Annotated in this window: 14 protein-coding genes; 2 read left to right on the forward strand and 12 right to left on the reverse strand. The window is 42.9% G+C overall.

Translation table 11 applies throughout. The features are described 5' to 3' along the window. Nucleotide 1: 1 nt before the first annotated feature. The 12 genes from EL244_RS16815 to trxA form a co-directional block, all read right to left on the reverse strand. Nucleotides 2–1,084, reverse strand: a complete 1,083-nt coding sequence (locus tag EL244_RS16815) for a TDP-N-acetylfucosamine:lipid II N-acetylfucosaminyltransferase (protein ID WP_126462432.1) — start codon at nt 1,082–1,084, stop codon at nt 2–4. Further along, nucleotides 1,081–2,331, reverse strand: a complete 1,251-nt coding sequence (gene wzxE / locus EL244_RS16820) for a lipid III flippase WzxE (protein WP_006814609.1) — start codon at nt 2,329–2,331, stop codon at nt 1,081–1,083. The genes EL244_RS16815 and wzxE overlap by 4 nt, the downstream gene beginning before the upstream one ends. After that, nucleotides 2,331–3,461: a dTDP-4-amino-4,6-dideoxygalactose transaminase gene (rffA, locus tag EL244_RS16825; protein WP_126462435.1), complete on the reverse strand. Its 1,131-nt coding sequence runs from the start codon at nt 3,459–3,461 to the stop codon at nt 2,331–2,333. The genes wzxE and rffA overlap by 1 nt, the downstream gene beginning before the upstream one ends. Continuing rightward, nucleotides 3,448–4,188, reverse strand: a complete 741-nt coding sequence (rffC, locus tag EL244_RS16830) for a dTDP-4-amino-4,6-dideoxy-D-galactose acyltransferase (RefSeq protein WP_126462438.1) — start codon at nt 4,186–4,188, stop codon at nt 3,448–3,450. Before rffC ends, rffA begins: the two co-directional genes overlap by 14 nt. Continuing rightward, the gene (rfbA, locus tag EL244_RS16835; protein WP_006814612.1) at nt 4,166–5,047 is read right to left on the reverse strand and encodes a glucose-1-phosphate thymidylyltransferase RfbA; all 882 of its coding nucleotides are present in this window, start codon (nt 5,045–5,047) and stop codon (nt 4,166–4,168) included. The genes rffC and rfbA overlap by 23 nt, the downstream gene beginning before the upstream one ends. An 8-nt stretch (nt 5,048–5,055) precedes the next feature. Next, nucleotides 5,056–6,129, reverse strand: coding sequence for a dTDP-glucose 4,6-dehydratase (gene rffG, locus EL244_RS16840; protein ID WP_172597532.1), 1,074 nt, complete (start codon nt 6,127–6,129; stop codon nt 5,056–5,058). After that, complete coding sequence (wecC, locus tag EL244_RS16845; RefSeq protein ID WP_006814614.1) at nt 6,120–7,382, reverse strand: UDP-N-acetyl-D-mannosamine dehydrogenase; 1,263 nt, start codon at nt 7,380–7,382, stop codon at nt 6,120–6,122. The genes rffG and wecC overlap by 10 nt, the downstream gene beginning before the upstream one ends. After that, the gene (gene wecB, locus EL244_RS16850; RefSeq protein WP_039854893.1) at nt 7,379–8,509 is read right to left on the reverse strand and encodes a non-hydrolyzing UDP-N-acetylglucosamine 2-epimerase; all 1,131 of its coding nucleotides are present in this window, start codon (nt 8,507–8,509) and stop codon (nt 7,379–7,381) included. Before wecB ends, wecC begins: the two co-directional genes overlap by 4 nt. Nucleotides 8,510–8,606: 97 nt before the next feature. After that, a complete protein-coding gene (wzzE, locus tag EL244_RS16855; RefSeq protein WP_126462444.1) occupies nt 8,607–9,665 on the reverse strand; it encodes an ECA polysaccharide chain length modulation protein in 1,059 nt (352 codons plus the stop codon). 28 nt (nt 9,666–9,693) lie between these two features. Further along, entirely contained in the window at nt 9,694–10,779 is a 1,086-nt protein-coding gene (gene wecA / locus EL244_RS16860; RefSeq protein ID WP_006814617.1) for a UDP-N-acetylglucosamine--undecaprenyl-phosphate N-acetylglucosaminephosphotransferase, read from the reverse strand. Nucleotides 10,780–11,404: 625 nt separating this feature from the next. Further along, nucleotides 11,405–12,664 carry a transcription termination factor Rho gene (rho, locus tag EL244_RS16865; protein ID WP_006814618.1) on the reverse strand — a complete coding sequence of 420 codons (1,260 nt, stop codon included), beginning with the start codon at nt 12,662–12,664 and terminating at the stop codon, nt 11,405–11,407. Between the two features lie 569 nt (nt 12,665–13,233). Then, on the reverse strand, nt 13,234–13,560 hold the full coding sequence (gene trxA / locus EL244_RS16870; protein ID WP_039854894.1) for a thioredoxin TrxA: 327 nt from the start codon (nt 13,558–13,560) through the stop codon (nt 13,234–13,236). A 117-nt stretch (nt 13,561–13,677) separates the two neighbouring features. Here trxA and rhlB point away from each other — a divergent pair, with 117 nt between their 5' ends. Together rhlB and gppA are read left to right on the forward strand one after the other, a co-directional pair. Continuing rightward, nucleotides 13,678–14,964 carry an ATP-dependent RNA helicase RhlB gene (gene rhlB / locus EL244_RS16875; RefSeq protein ID WP_126462447.1) on the forward strand — a complete coding sequence of 429 codons (1,287 nt, stop codon included), beginning with the start codon at nt 13,678–13,680 and terminating at the stop codon, nt 14,962–14,964. 11 nt (nt 14,965–14,975) lie between these two features. Then, nucleotides 14,976–16,478: a guanosine-5'-triphosphate,3'-diphosphate diphosphatase gene (gene gppA / locus EL244_RS16880; RefSeq protein ID WP_006814622.1), complete on the forward strand. Its 1,503-nt coding sequence runs from the start codon at nt 14,976–14,978 to the stop codon at nt 16,476–16,478. Nucleotides 16,479–16,508 lie beyond the last annotated feature (30 nt).

Below are 16,508 nucleotides of genomic sequence, written 5' to 3' on the forward strand. Positions count from 1 at the left end.
GTCATGCTCGCTCCTCCGCAACGCTAAGGATCTGTTTCCAGCCTTCAGTAAAGTTAGGAGCAAAAAATTCAATCTGTTGTTTATCCAACATGTTCATTTGGCGCTGGGCTTCCGATACCAAAGGCAGAGTCAGTTCATCACCATAGAAAAAGACCGGAACATTCTGGGCAGTAAGGTCTTGCCAGAAAGTATTTTGTCGGCTGATAACAAATGGAATACCGAATTGAATCAGTAAACACACCGTTCCCACCCCTTGTTGGCGATTAAAAATGAAATAGCCGAGGTCACAGGTTTTCAGCAAATTCAAATAATCGCTAAATTCCATACGTTGCTTCAAGATCTCAACCTGTCCCGCTGCAAACTGGCTGTTTGCTGCCTGCTGCACTTGATCAATATAACTTTGATTGTTTGCAGGGTATCCCATTGGGACGATAATCTTAACCTGATCCCCAAACTGCTGTTTAATCGCGCCCAGTGCCTCTATATGACGATTTGAACGATCACCTGAGTTACCGAGAAGAATGGTGAGTTGCTCATCTTCCCGTGGCTCACGCTCGCTTACCGTCAATGTAGGATCCATTCTGGTTGGAAAATAGAGTACAGATGCAGGCACATTGGGGTTGAACTGGTGGAAATAGCACAAATCTCCCCGCGTAGCACAGACATGCCCCACCTTTTTCTGCGCTAAACGACGCAGAATATAAAACAGTTTAAATTTCAGAGAGCTCGATTCTTCATACAGGTCTGCCCCCCAAATATGCCACCAAAATTGGTGAGATTTTATTTGGCCAAACAATAATGCAAGCCAGATTGGGGCGTTAAATTGTCCATGGAAGAAAAAACGTGCACGGCGATCCGCTTTCGCGCGACGGATCACCTCATTTGCGATTGTTTTTTTGCTATTAAAAACTTCAATTTCCAGCTCAGGATAAGCATCAGCAAGCTGCGCATCTTGGCTAACCACCATAAAATGTGGTTTTTGTGACGGTGCTGCTTCTTTGCAAATAACGCGATTAAAAAACGTTAAAACCGTCTGATTATGATGCGGGAGATCAGATCCCAGTACATGTATTAAGGTTGTCATGCTCGCCTACGGTAGATCAAAAATACGCAACAACAGAGAGTAAAATATACGATATATGTCGCCATATAGGCTTGTGTGGCTCCGACTGCGCCATGTTCAGGAATAAGCCAATGAGCAAAGCCCGTTAATAACACAAATTGACTGATTTCCGTTAGAACATAAAAACGTAGTGCGGCTTTTGCAATGACTAAATAGCCAAATACGTAAGCGCCCACTTTCAATACATCACCCACCAGCTGCCAAGCAAACAGGTTTCTCATCCCAGTAAATTCTTCAGAAAATAGTAACCAAATAGCAAAGTCTCGTAGCAACCAAACCGTGAAACTCACCGCGGCAACTACAGGTAAAACAAATTTCAGTGCTTTAATGATCTCTGCGGAGATTTCACTCTTATGCTGTAAACGGGATAATGTAGGCAACAAATACACTGAAAATGTTGCCGTAATAAACTGTAAATAGGCATCTGAAATTGTCGTCACACCCGTCCACAAACCGACTTCATCCCAACTGTATTTTTGGGCGAGCAAGTTACGCATCATGATATAAGCAACAGGCAAGGTCACCGCCGTTAACATCGCCATGATCGTGAATTTGCCTAAATTGCTGGCAATCGCTTTGTCCCATGCAGGTTTTAGCGATGACAACGCAAATTGCTTGCGCTTAAATACCATTCCAGCCGCAGGAAGTACCACTAATGCAGGGACCAGAGCCAGACCCGCTAATGCCCCTTCATAGCCACCCACTCGATAGCATAAATAATAGGCGACAACGCCAATTATGCTACCAAAAATGATAGCTAAGGCATTTCCTGGCGCATCTCGATACCCTTTGAGAATTGCCAAAAAATAGTTCGCATACGCGATACCCATTTGAATCAAGGCAACCATGCGGATCACTGAACTGTATTGCGCAGTATCAAATAACGCAGCACTTATTGGTGCACTGCATAGTAAAAAGATAATGGCTAATAGTGTCGAAAACCCGAGGATAATCGTCGAAGAGGTACCAAGCACTGCACGTAATTTTTGCGGATCTTGGTGATGTTCTGCCACATATTTAGTGACACCATTAAAGATCCCTGCGCCAGAGAGCACCCCTAGCACAGTAATTAATTGGCGGAAGTTACCCGCTAGTCCCACACCGCTGGGACCAAAAGAGACTGCAAATAATTTAACAATTAACAGGCCCACCCCGATTTTTATCAGGGTAGACCCAGCAGTCCAAACCGATGCTTTAGCTAATGACATTAGGCAAAGAACGCTTTGATTTTCTCGATAACACTTTGTTGTTCGTCATCCGTCATGTTGTAGAACATCGGTAAACGAACCAAACGGTCACTTTCAACTGTCGTGTATTTATCTTCACCGTGGAAATAACCAAATTCCATACCCGCAGGGCTGGTATGCAGTGGTACATAATGGAAAACCGTCAGAATGCCATGAGATTTCATATAGTCATTAAATGCTGTGCGTTCTTCTACATTTTCAAGTTTGATATAGAACATATGCGCATTATGTTTTAACCCTTCAGGCACGGTTGCTAACACTAAACGTTTCGCAGCGACTAATGGCTGTAATGCTTGATAATAGCGATCCCACAACAGTAAACGGCGATCGTTAATTTTGTCAGCCTGTTCTAGCTGAGCCCACAAATACGCAGCTTGTAAGTCAGATAACAGATAGCTTGAACCAATGTCGCGCCATGTGTATTTATCTACTTGCCCACGGAAAAATTGACTACGGTTAGTGCCTTTTTCTCGGATCACTTCTGCACGGTTAATCAATGATTTGTCATTGATTAAGGTCGCTCCACCTTCGCCACCAGAAGAGTAGTTTTTGGTTTCGTGGAAGCTATAGCATCCGATATGCCCAATCGTTCCAAGCGCTTTGCCCTTGTAAGTCGACATCACACCTTGTGCAGCATCTTCAATTACAAATAAATTGTGTTTTTTCGCGATAGCCATGATGGTGTCCATTTCGCAAGCTACGCCAGCATAATGAACAGGTACAATGGCACGAGTGCGGTCTGTAATTGCCGATTCAATTTTAGTTTCATCGATGTTCATGGTATCTGGGCGGATATCCACGAATACAATTTTTGCGCCACGTAAAACAAATGCGTTTGATGTAGAAACGAAGGTAAAGCTTGGCATGATGACTTCATCACCCGGCTTGATATCAATCAGAATAGCAGCCATTTCTAACGAAGCGGTACAAGACGGCGTTAACTGAACTTTCGGGCAGTTAAAACGTTTCTCCATCCACTCTTCACAAAGTTTTGTGAAACCACCATCCCCGCAAAGTTTGCCACTTGCCATGGCTTGTTTCATATACTCAACTTCAGTACCTACAACGGGTGGTTTATTAAATGGAATCATGTTGTCCCCTGTATAACCAATATGCTGTGCTGGCAATCGCCGCACCGCTACGTGAATAAAGATTTAATGCCGCAACATTACTCATTTGAGTGGCAACATTTAACTGTCTTTTTTGGTGTTGCACACACCACTGATAAGCCGCTGACATTAACTTCCGACCAATACCGCGCCCTTGTGCATTTGGCATTGATGCTAACAGCCCGACTCTTGCAGTATCTGCATCAAGGCTGCGTAGGCTAACAAAACCTAAAATTGCACCCGCACTATCTTTAACCAGTAAACAGGTATGGTCGAATGTGCCTAAAACGGCTTTTTCAATCCATAATCCATAAAACCGACCGCTATCACCTTCATGATACCAAGGCGTTCTAAAACGGCTGTTGCTAAATACTGACTCCGCTGTTGTGCGCAGTTGAACAATGTCGCTGACTTGTGCAGCAACGACATGATCCGTCTCGGCCAATGCCGTATTTAGATAAGCATTTTCTGTGCCAATCGTTAAAGCAAAGTCAATTTCACCCTCGACAAAGCTGAATCCCATTCCCGCTAAATCATCAATTAATGCAGTTTCAGATGCAGAAACTTTTGCCTGCACAATGTCATACTTATCCATTTGATAAGCGAGGATGGTTTCGGCATCAGTCTGCATAAAATTCAGTTTTGCCGTTGAGCGTCTGAAAAAATCAGACTCCCAATCGAGTGGCTCAATACTGGCGCGGACGGACACGGAGTAAATCCTCTAAGTATTTGCCATAGCCTGTTTTATTCAGTTTAGCTGCCGCTTCTTTCACTTGTTCATCGCTCAACCAGCCATTGCGCCATGCAATTTCTTCTAAGCATGCCACTTTGAAGCCTTGACGTTTTTCCACAGTTTGAACAAATGTACCGGCTTCAATCAGGCTGTCATGAGTCCCAGTATCCAACCAAGCAAAGCCACGACCCAATAGCTCAACATTTAGCTCGCCGCGCTCTAAATACATTTGGTTGATAGAGGTAATTTCCAGTTCACCACGTTCTGATGGCTTGACTTGTTTTGCAAAATCAACCACTTGGTTATCGTAGAAATATAATCCCGTTACCGCCCAATTAGATTTTGGCTGTTTGGGTTTCTCTTCAATAGACAGTGCTTTAAAGTCGTCATCGAACGCCACAACACCGAAACGTTCAGGATCCATAACTTGATAGCCGAACACAGTCGCGCCTTTTTGACGTGCTGCCACAGACATCAGTTTTGGGCTAAATGAATGGCCAAAGAAGATATTATCGCCGAGCACTAAGCAACAAGCATCACCATTGATAAACTCTTCACCAATAATGAAAGCTTGAGCCAATCCATCTGGGGATGGTTGCTCGGCATAACTCAGTTCAATACCAAACTCATGACCATCACCCAATAAACGCTTAAACATCGGTAAGTCATCAGGTGTAGAAATCACGAGGATTTCACGGATCCCTGCCAGCATAAGTACGGACAGCGGATAATAAATCATTGGCTTATCGTAGATAGGCAGCAGCTGTTTTGAGATGCCGCGAGTGATTGGGTGTAAACGTGTTCCCGAACCACCAGCCAAAATAATACCTTTCATACGACCTCCTAGCTGCCTAAGCCCAAGCGCTCACCGGCATAAGAGCCATCTTGAACACGGCGCCACCAAGTTTCATTATTCAAATACCATTGCACGGTTTTACGAATGCCGGATTCAAAAGTTTCTTGTGGTGTCCACCCTAATTCACGCTCAATTTTTGCAGCATCAATGGCATAACGCATGTCATGACCCGGTCGGTCTTTCACGTAAGTGATCAAGTCACGATAGTGAGCAACGCCTTGAGGTTTCTGTGGATACAGCTCTTCCAGCAGCTCACAAATCGTTTCAACGACTTCAATATTGCGGCGCTCGTTGTGCCCGCCAATATTATAAGTAGAGCCCGGTTGAGCCTGAGTTGCCACTAAATGCAAGGCACGCGCATGGTCTTCAACAAATAGCCAGTCACGGATCTGCTCACCTTTGCCATACACTGGCAATGGTTTACCCGAAATCGCGTTCAGAATAATCAGAGGGATCAGCTTCTCAGGGAAGTGATACGGCCCATAGTTATTCGAGCAGTTAGTGATCATGGTTGGTAAACCATACGTTCTCTGCCATGCACGAACTAAGTGGTCGCTAGATGCTTTTGACGCAGAATATGGGCTGCTTGGTGCATACGGTGTCGTTTCAGTAAAGAAACCGTCAGGACCGTCTAAATCGCCATACACTTCATCAGTAGAAATATGGTGGAAACGGAAAGCTAATTTTTTACTTTCATCAAGAGCAGACCAATAGTGGCGAGCTGCCTCTAACAGGGTGTAAGTGCCCACTATGTTAGTTTCGATAAATTCGGCTGGACCATCAATTGAACGGTCTACATGGCTTTCTGCCGCCAAATGCATGACGACATCCGGTTGATATTCAGCAAACACACGATCTAGCGCCGTGCGGTCACAAATATTAACGTGTTCAAAAGCATAGCGTTCATTGTTCGCCACTTCAGCGAGTGATTCCAAATTGCCAGCATAGGTCAAACAATCCACCACAACTGCACTATCATTTGTGTTTTCAATCACATGACGAACAACAGCAGAGCCGATAAAACCGGCCCCACCAGTAATTAAAATACGTTTCAACGCCATACTCCTTTCGTATCCACCACCCATTTTTGTGGGATTGCTGAACCTTGGATACCTTTAAACAGGTTATGGTCAACCAACATTAAAACCACATCCGCTTCGCTAACTGCTTGTTCAATAGACACTAGCTCAGCGATACCTTTCAAGGATGTTGGTAGTTCATGGATATGAGGCTCAACAGCAAATGTTTTACCTGGGTTCCACTCTGCAACCATTTTAGTGATGTGCATTGCAGGGCTTTCACGTAAGTCATCGATATTTGGTTTGAAAGATAAACCGAAACAGGCGATTTTGATTTCGTTCGCTTTTTTACCTGTTTCAACTAAGCAATCAGCAACCGCAGCTTTGACTTGGTCAACAACCCAAATTGGTTTGCCATCGTTAACTAAACGCGCAGTGTGGATTAAGCGAGATTGTTTTGGACTTTGTGCCACGATAAACCATGGGTCAACAGCGATACAGTGGCCACCAACACCTGGTCCCGGTTGCAGAATATTCACACGTGGGTGGCGATTTGCAAGGCTAATCAGTTCCCATACGTTGATATCTTGGTCTGCACAAATCAATGACAATTCGTTCGCAAATGCGATGTTAACATCACGGAAACTGTTTTCTGTTAACTTACACATTTCTGCGGTTCTAGAGTTAGTGATTACACACTCACCTTCTAGGAAAATATTATACAGCTCACTAGCACGCAGAGAGGATTTTGGCGTCATACCACCAACAACACGGTCATTTTTAATCAGCTCAATCATGACTTGACCCGGCAGTACGCGCTCAGGGCAGTAAGCAACATCGATATCCGCATCTTCACCCACTTGGTGAGGAAACGTTAAGTCTGGGCGAGCAGCAGCTAACCACTGCGCCATTTGTTCAGTCGTACCCACTGGAGAGGTAGACTCAAGGATCACTAAGTCACCTTTTTTCAGCACTGGCGCAATAGATTCCGCAGCGGCTTTCACATAGACCAAATCAGGCTCATGTTCACCTTTGAATGGCGTTGGAACTGCAATCAGAAATGCATCCGCGGGTTGTGGTTTAGTGAAGGCTTTTAAGTGGCCTTCTTCAACCGCTTTTTTTACCACAACATCCAGCTCAGGTTCCACGATGTGGATTTTACCTTGATTGATAGTATCAACCGCATGTTGGTTAACATCTACGCCGACAACTTGCTTTTTACGAGATGCGAAGGCTGCCGCTGTTGGTAAACCGATGTAACCAAGGCCAATAACAGAAATAGTTTCAAAACTCATAATTTCACCTGATTGCTTTTTAATGCTGCAAGAATACGCTGACAAGCATGACCATCACCATAAGGGTTATGTGCGCGGCTCATTTCATGATATTCCGCTTCATCTGTCAGTAACCGATTAACTTCATTTACAATGGTTTGTGTATCTGTACCAACTAAACGTACTGTTCCTGCATCCACAGCTTCAGGACGTTCAGTGGTATCTCTCATGACTAAAACAGGCTTGCCTAGTGATGGAGCTTCCTCTTGAATACCGCCAGAATCCGTTAAAATGAGATATGCATGGTTCATCAAATAAACGAATGGCAAATACTCTTGAGGACTAATGAGAATAATATTATCAATATTATGTAGAATTCTTTGTACTGGCTCACTCACATTTGGATTCAGATGAACAGGGTAAACCACTTGGACATCAGGATGTGTTTGAGCAATTTCAGCTAACGCATGACAAATACGTTCAAAACCACCACCAAAGCTCTCACGACGATGCCCTGTGACAAGAACCATCTTTTTGTTTGGGTCGATAAATGGGTAATTTTCGGCTAATTGCGCCATCATGTCTGATTTACCCATCACTTTTTCTTTGACCCACAACAACGCATCAATGACTGTATTGCCAGTCACAAAAATATGGCTATCTGGAATGGATTCGTTGAGCAGATTTTGACGAGAATTTTCTGTCGGTGCGAAATGATATTGAGCAAGATGCCCGGCAATCTTACGGTTACCTTCTTCTGGCCATGGCGAGTACAGATTTCCCGTGCGTAACCCTGCTTCTACGTGCCCAACAGGAATACGGTGGTAGAACGCCGCAAGACTGGTTGCCATCGTTGTGGCGGTATCCCCATGAACGAGGACAACATCGGGCTGAAAATCGGCAAATACCGCTTTTAATCCTTCAAGGATGCGGCATGTAATATCAGTTAAATCCTGGCCTTGTTTCATAATATTGAGATCATAATCAGGCGTGATCTCAAATAAGTTCAGTACTTGATCTAGCATTTCACGATGCTGAGCGGTAACACAAACTTTAGCTTCAAAATCTGCATCACCCGCAAGAGCATGAACCAATGGCGCCATTTTAATGGCTTCTGGCCGTGTGCCGAATACAGTCAATACTTTCACAGTGACTCTCTTATCTTTATCTTCGCAGTTTACTGCTTTTTTTTGTTTTATGACTTGACCTAGCCACTAACGCTTAGCGCCAGTGGCTAGTGCTACATCATGAAGGGCGACGGCGAGACAGTACCACTCCGGCACCTACTAACATCCCTATGGCTCCCCACAGAACAGCAATAAAGGCTCTGCGTGGACTATCACGTTTGATTGGATCTTCAGGAGTTCGCAGGAAGCGATAAGCCTGAAAATTTTCTTGAAGAACGGGTTCAACATTCAGTGTCGATAACATCGCGACATTCTGATCATAATCGGAATCATAATCAGGACCTGTTGCTTTCAGTGTTTCAATCTGTGCTTGTAATAATGGAACACCTAACATAAACATTTTTGAGTCCGGAATTTCATCCACTGGCGCGGTCATTTGATTACGTGAAATACCTTGTTTTTCAGCAACTTTTAACGCTTGTTCAAGGACATTTAAACGACGGTCATATGCCGCGGTTGCTACCATACCTTCACGCTTAACTAAGGCTTTCATTGATTGAGTCTTCGTTGCCCAAGTCCCTTTCAATTCATCATTCAGATTAGTCGTTGCGCGTTTGTTGGCAAACTCAATATATTCACGTAATAGCTGGTTAGCATCAGTTGCTGTTTCAGCCACTAACTTCACGTTATCGGTTGGATTTTTTAACTCATCCGCTGGCGTATATTCGATGTTGTTAATTAATTCATCAAGTAATGCCGCGTCAGCTTTTGGATCATTTTCCAGACGTTGCTTGTAATACTCTGTTCCTAACCAAAATTGGCGACGAGTATCATAAGCACCTAATTGCTTGGTAAACTCTTCATAAGCTTCTTTCGCAATTGTGGGTAACTGGCCTTCTTGCCCCATAACATTAATACGGGAATCAAGATTACGCAGGAATTGTTGCTGAGAGTAGTAACTTCCCAGATTATTCACCGTGGGTAAATCTGTGATCGCAGTAGTACTCCACTTAGGCTGCATAAAATAAGATGCGCCTAAAGCGATGGCTGAAAAAATGACTGCACATGCCACGATCCAAACTTTACCTTTCCATAATGAGAGGCATAACGCTCGGATATCCAACTCCCCTTCAACCGGAGATTGGTGCTGGCTAGGTTGTGTTTCTGAGTTATTCACTGCGCAGAACCTCTATGTTCGTTTGTCGTTACCGGACCGCACTCTTGCGCACACGACGTCTAATTCGTTTGATAAAACGGGCGACTTTCCATGCACGTTTGATGCAATAGCCATACATCATAAATACAAGCAAAAACAATGCCAACATTACCCACTCAGGGACAAATGTTAAGCGTTCGCCAATGATACCAATGCTCGCAAGTACTGCTGCAGCCAATGTGATGATTACAAATGCCCCTTTTGGGGAAAAGCCTGAACGCATAATCAGGTGATGAATATGCTGACGATCCGGTGAAAATGGACTCATTCCTTTACGAATACGGCGATACATAATTGCCACCATATCCATTAATGGAATCGCAATAATCCATAATGCAGTCACAGGGTTAATGGGATGCACTTTTTCTTGCGTTGATGCTACGAGAATCCAAATAATCGTAAAACCAATCAGTGTGCTCCCCGCATCTCCCATAAATACTTTAAAGCGACGACCTAACACGCCTAAGTTAAGGAGAATATAAGGTAGGATAGCCGCTATAAAGGCAAAACACCAAAATGCGAGAGCATAGTTGCCATTTTGATAAAGTAGAAATCCAAGAGCACCAAATGAAACTGAGGATAAGCCGCCTAACAGGCCATCAATACCATCGACCATGTTAAATGCATTAATCGCAGCCCATACCGCAAATAGCGTCACAATATAGCCAAATGGTCCAAGCACCAGCTCCCATGGTCCAAATGCATGACCCAGTGATTTCAGCGAAAGTCCCGCTGCGGTCATCATCACAACCGCGACAATAGCTTGAACTCCAGCCCTTAATTTTACGCTGATATCAAATCTATCATCGAGGGCACCCACGAAGACTAATAAGCCTGCACAAGCGATATATAACCATTTATGTGGAATGTATTCCTCTGTGATCGCAAATGCGAAACAGACTCCAAAGAAAACAGAGATTCCTCCAACTAGAGGAACCAATCCTACGTGTTTTTTCCTAAAGTTAGGTTTATCGACTAAACCAACTTTTGTCGCAACAATCCGCGCGACAAAAATAAAGGCTAAAGTAAATAAAAAAACGTAGAAGAGATTACTGGCAAAGTGTGTACTGTCCACTGTTCAACTCTCTTATTATTTCTATCTGACTTTTAAAAACTACAATTCTTGGTTGTGATGAAAAACCTAAAGTACCGCATTATCATCTGTGCAGAAATTCACACGTTCAAACGAGTCTTCACTGTTGATGGTACCCATAAAATATGCTGATAAATAAAGTACGGTATATATAGCTTCATTTAGTTGATCCTATCCGCCCAATACTATCCTTTAATCTTGCAAGATGCATGCCATAAAAGATAATCTTCGACCGATTGATTTTTCGATTTCTTACCCATTTAAGTTGAAAAATATCTCGCATAAAATCATAGAGGTAAAAAAATATCAAAATTCGATATGGATGTACTTAAATATTAAAAATAATATCAGTACGTTACATTAAAGTATAACAGGAAGAGCATCAGCAATTGATAGTCTTTAAGTATAAAAAAGAATGTAGAAAATACCACCTTCAGATTAATAATCTAGCGTTCATTTATTATTTTTTTTACTTAAAAAATAGAGTAATTAATACTCCATTTTCTCTGAAGCGGAGATTATTATTTCACTTATACCGTGTGGAATTAGATAAAAAAATAGGCGCCCTAATAAGAGCGCCTATTCGATGTACAGATAATCCTAACGATTAAGCTCTTTTCATGAAATCAAAGAATTCTTCGTTGGTTTTTGTCATGGCCAGTTTACTGATGAGGAATTCCATTGCATCGATTTCACCCATTGGGTGAATAATCTTACGTAGGATCCACATTTTCTGTAGCTCATCTTGGGATGTCAGTAATTCTTCTTTACGTGTACCAGAACGATTGTAATCAATCGCAGGGAAAACACGTTTTTCAGCAATTTTACGGGACAGGTGTAATTCCATGTTACCTGTTCCTTTAAATTCTTCGTAAATCACTTCATCCATTTTCGAACCGGTATCAACTAATGCAGTTGCAATGATAGTCAGGCTTCCACCTTCCTCAACATTACGTGCCGCACCGAAGAAACGTTTTGGACGATGTAATGCGTTCGCATCAACACCACCGGTCAAAACTTTACCGGAAGAAGGAACGACTGTGTTATATGCACGAGCAAGACGAGTGATAGAGTCGAGCAAAATAATAACGTCTTTTTTATGTTCAACAAGACGCTTGGCTTTCTCAATAACCATCTCAGCTACTTGAACGTGCCGTGCAGCTGGCTCATCAAATGTCGAAGCAATAACTTCACCTTTAACTAAGCGCTGCATCTCGGTCACTTCTTCTGGACGTTCGTCAATCAGTAGGACCATCAATACGCAGTCTGGATAGTTATGCGCAATGTTAGCCGCAATATTTTGCAGCAACATTGTTTTACCCGCTTTAGGTGGCGCGACAATCAGTCCACGCTGCCCACGACCAATCGGTGCCGCTAAATCCAAAACTCGTGCAGTCAAATCTTCAGTCGAGCCGTTACCGCGCTCCATGCGAAGACGATTATTTGCATGTAATGGCGTTAAGTTTTCAAAAAGGATTTTGTTACGGGCGTTTTCAGGTTTATCAAAGTTAACTTCATTAACTTTTAACAGGGCAAAATAACGTTCACCTTCTTTAGGAGGACGAATTTTTCCTGAAATAGTGTCGCCAGTGCGTAGGTTAAAACGGCGAATTTGGCTAGGAGATACGTAAATGTCATCCGGACCTGCGAGGTAGGAACTGTCACCTGAACGGAGGAAACCAAATCCATCCTGTAAGATTTCTAGTACGCCATCGCCGAAAATATCTTCCCCACTTTTAGCATGCTGCTTCAAAATGGAAAAAATAATATCCTGCTTTCTCATACGGGCTAAATTCTCTAGCCCCATGTTTTCGCCTAACGTAATCAGTTCTGATACTGGCGTATTTTTTAATTCGGTAAGATTCATAATGGTGGGTTCTTTAACTCGGGGTAATTCTCGAACTATGAACGTAAATTGGAGGCAACTTATATAGTAACAATAATGACCTATTAAGTGCCAGTTTAACTTTATAGTGCCCTGTTGGAAGCTATCAACTAACAACAATGCATAAAAATTTGTGCTCGCTACAACTAATATTGCAATGAATAAGGTTGTGACTAACAGGTGCGTTTTTAATCATCAAGATGACATTTCGCATATTATTAGAAACGTAATCAATATTAGCAATAGTTTTTTGTACATTTAGGACAACATCTTATCCTAGTACCACCCATTTTATTCACTCAGAGCTTAACATCACAGTTATGCAACGATGGATTCATCAACTTTAAATTAATAATAAGCAACGTTAACATTGTTACTAAACAGAACTGTAAGCTAGACGTATCAGAAAAGAGCAAAGGAAAACAAGGTAATTCTTATGGGCGCTATACGAGGAATGCTGTTAACTTATCATGCTTAAATGGGGACGTCTAGCGGCTCTCTACATAAAATAAATACACCGCTAAACGTTTTCGCTTATATAAAGCTATAACTTACAGATTTTCGTCTAAAAATTCTTTCAGTTGAGTTTTAGATAATGCGCCAACTTTAGTTGCAGCAACACTGCCATTTTTGAATAATAGAAGTGTTGGGATACCGCGAATACCAAATTTTGGAGCCGTTGCTGGGTTATCATCAATATTCAGTTTTGCGATGGTCACTTTGCCTGTATATTCTTCAGCAACTTCATCAAGAATAGGCGCGATCATTTTACAAGGACCACACCATGCAGCCCAGAAATCGACAAGAACAGGTGAATTTGCATTTAGAACGTCAGATGCAAAACTTGCATCTGTAATATGTTTAATTTTGTCGCTCATGTTGTACTCCAAAGGATCATTTTTACCGACATAGTGTAGCATTAATTGGCATCAGTATGCTTTATTTCAAAAGATACACTTTCGTAAACCAACCGTTAACTGATATTCTAACATACTATGAGTAAAGCACACTTGACAGAACAGAAGTTTTCCGACTTCGCATTGCACCCAAAAGTCATTGAAGCACTTAATAAAAAAGGCTTCAACTTTTGCACGCCTATCCAGGCGGCTACCCTGCCTTTCACTGTCGAAGGCAAAGATGTTGCGGGGCAAGCGCAAACAGGTACAGGTAAAACGTTAGCATTCCTAACGTCTACATTTCATTTTCTTTTAACTCACCCTGCTATGGATGGGAAAAAAACCAATCAGCCTCGTGCGCTGATTATGGCTCCCACTCGCGAACTAGCAGTGCAAATTTACTCAGATTCTAAAGAGCTGGCAGAGTACACTGGTTTGAAAATGGGTCTAGCCTATGGTGGTGATGGCTATGACGAGCAGCTCAAAGTCTTGCAAAACGGTGTTGATATCCTCGTCGGTACAACAGGTCGTTTAATTGACTATGCAAAACAAGGTCACGTTGATTTAGCTGCTATCCAAGTCGTCGTATTAGATGAAGCTGACCGTATGTATGACCTCGGCTTTATCAAAGACATCCGCTGGATCTTCCGTCGTATGCCTTCCGCAGCCGATAGACTCAACTTACTGTTCTCTGCAACATTATCTTACCGCGTAAGAGAATTAGCTTTTGAGCAAATGAATAACCCGGAATATATTGAAGTTGAGCCACTGCAAAAAACCGGTCACCGCATTAAGGAAGAGTTATTTTACCCTTCTAACGAAGAAAAAATGCGTTTACTGCAAACGTTACTCGAAGAAGAGTGGCCTGAACGCTGTATTATTTTCGCCAATACCAAACATCGCTGTGACGATATCTGGGCTCACTTAGCCGCGGATGGACACCGTGTTGGTTTATTGACTGGTGATGTAGCACAGAAAAAGCGCTTACGTATTTTAGAACAGTTTACCCAAGGCCATATTGATATCTTAGTGGCGACTGACGTGGCTGCCCGTGGATTACATATTCCATCTGTAACTCATGTCTTTAACTATGATTTACCCGATGACTGCGAAGACTATGTACACCGTATTGGGCGTACTGGTCGTGCCGGTGAGAGTGGAAACTCCATTAGCCTCGCGTGTGAAGAATACTCATTAAATTTGCCTGCAATTGAAGAATATATTCAGCATTCAATTCCAGTTAGCAAATATAACAGTGAAGCACTCTTGAGTGAGCTCCCAGCACCAAAACGTCGTCACCGTCCGCGCCCAACAGGTCCTCGTCGCAATTCCAATGCACCACGTCGACATAATGGTCCACGCCACAACCATAAACGCGCAGACTGAGTAAATAACTTATGCTGAAATCTTCTTCTCTGTATGCGGCTATCGACCTAGGTTCTAACAGCTTTCATATGCTGGTTGTACGTGAAACCGCAGGAAGCATTCAGATCATTTCTCGAGTCAAACGCAAAGTCCGACTTGCGGCAGGGTTAGATAAAGATAATATCTTATCCGAACAAGCGATGGAGCGAGGCTGGCAGTGTCTGCGCCTTTTTTCGGAACATCTGCAAGATATTCCGAACTCGCAAATTCGTGTTGTGGCAACCGCAACACTGCGTTTAGCCAAAAATGCTGATATTTTTATCGAGAAAGCCAGTGAGATCCTAGGAAATCCAGTCAAAGTTATCCAAGGAGAAGAAGAGGCCCGCCTGATTTATCAAGGTGTTGCTCACACTACCGGGGGCCCAGAACAGCGTTTAGTTGTCGATATTGGCGGAGGTAGTACCGAGTTAGTCACCGGAACCGGTGCCCAAGCTCAGCAGTTATATAGTCTTGAAATGGGGTGTGTCACTTGGCTCGAACGTTATTTCAGTGACAGAACCTTAACTGAAGAAAATTTTGCCCAAGCCGAAGCCGCAGCACAACAGGTTATCACCCCCATCGCGGATACACTCAAAGCCCATGGTTGGAAAATTTGTGTCGGCGCATCAGGAACTGTGCAAGCTATTCAGGAAATTATGATTGCCCAAGGGATGGATGAGCTAATCACCCTTGGGAAATTACAGCAACTGAAACATAAAGCTATTCAATGCCATAAATTGGAAGAGTTGGAAATTGATGGGCTAACTTTTGAGCGCGCTCTCGTATTCCCAAGCGGTTTATCTATTTTAATCGCCATCTTCAAAGCGTTAAATATTGAAAATATGACGCTAGCAGGTGGGGCTCTGCGTGAAGGTTTAGTCTACGGGATGCTGGAACTACCTATCGAGCAAGATATTCGAGCTAGAACTTTGCGTAATATCCAACGCCGATTCCTTGTTGATATCGAACAAGCTAGCCGCGTTCGCCAGCTCGCTGAATATTTTTATCTGCAAGTTGCTAAAGAGTGGGAACTCGATAACCGTTGTCGAGACCTTCTATCAAGTGCATGTGCTTTACATGAAATCGGGCTAAGTGTTGATTTCAGAAAAGCGCCCGAGCATGCAAGCTACTTAATTACCCATCTAGATTTACCTGGATATACACCAGCACAAAAACGCTTACTTGCTGCCCTTCTTAAAAATCAACAAGGCCAAATTGATTTAGCGTCTTTAAGCCAACAAAATGCATTACCAATGCAACAAACTTACTATTTATGTCGCTTGCTACGCTTGGCGATCATCTTCGCTAGCCGCCGACGCGATGATACTTTGCCTGCATTAAGGCTGAATGCGAATACGCAAAATTTAACCATTATGCTGCCATATCGCTGGTTAGAAGAGCACCCTCTACGTGCGGAAAATTTACAGCAAGAAATTCAATGGCAAAGTTACGTGAATTGGTCATTAGCATTAGAAGAACGTAATAGTTCCAACTAGTTATTCTGAGTTCCCACTGTATCGTGGGAA

The organism is Providencia rustigianii, from assembly GCF_900637755.1.
GTDB classification, from domain to species: domain Bacteria; phylum Pseudomonadota; class Gammaproteobacteria; order Enterobacterales; family Enterobacteriaceae; genus Providencia; species Providencia rustigianii.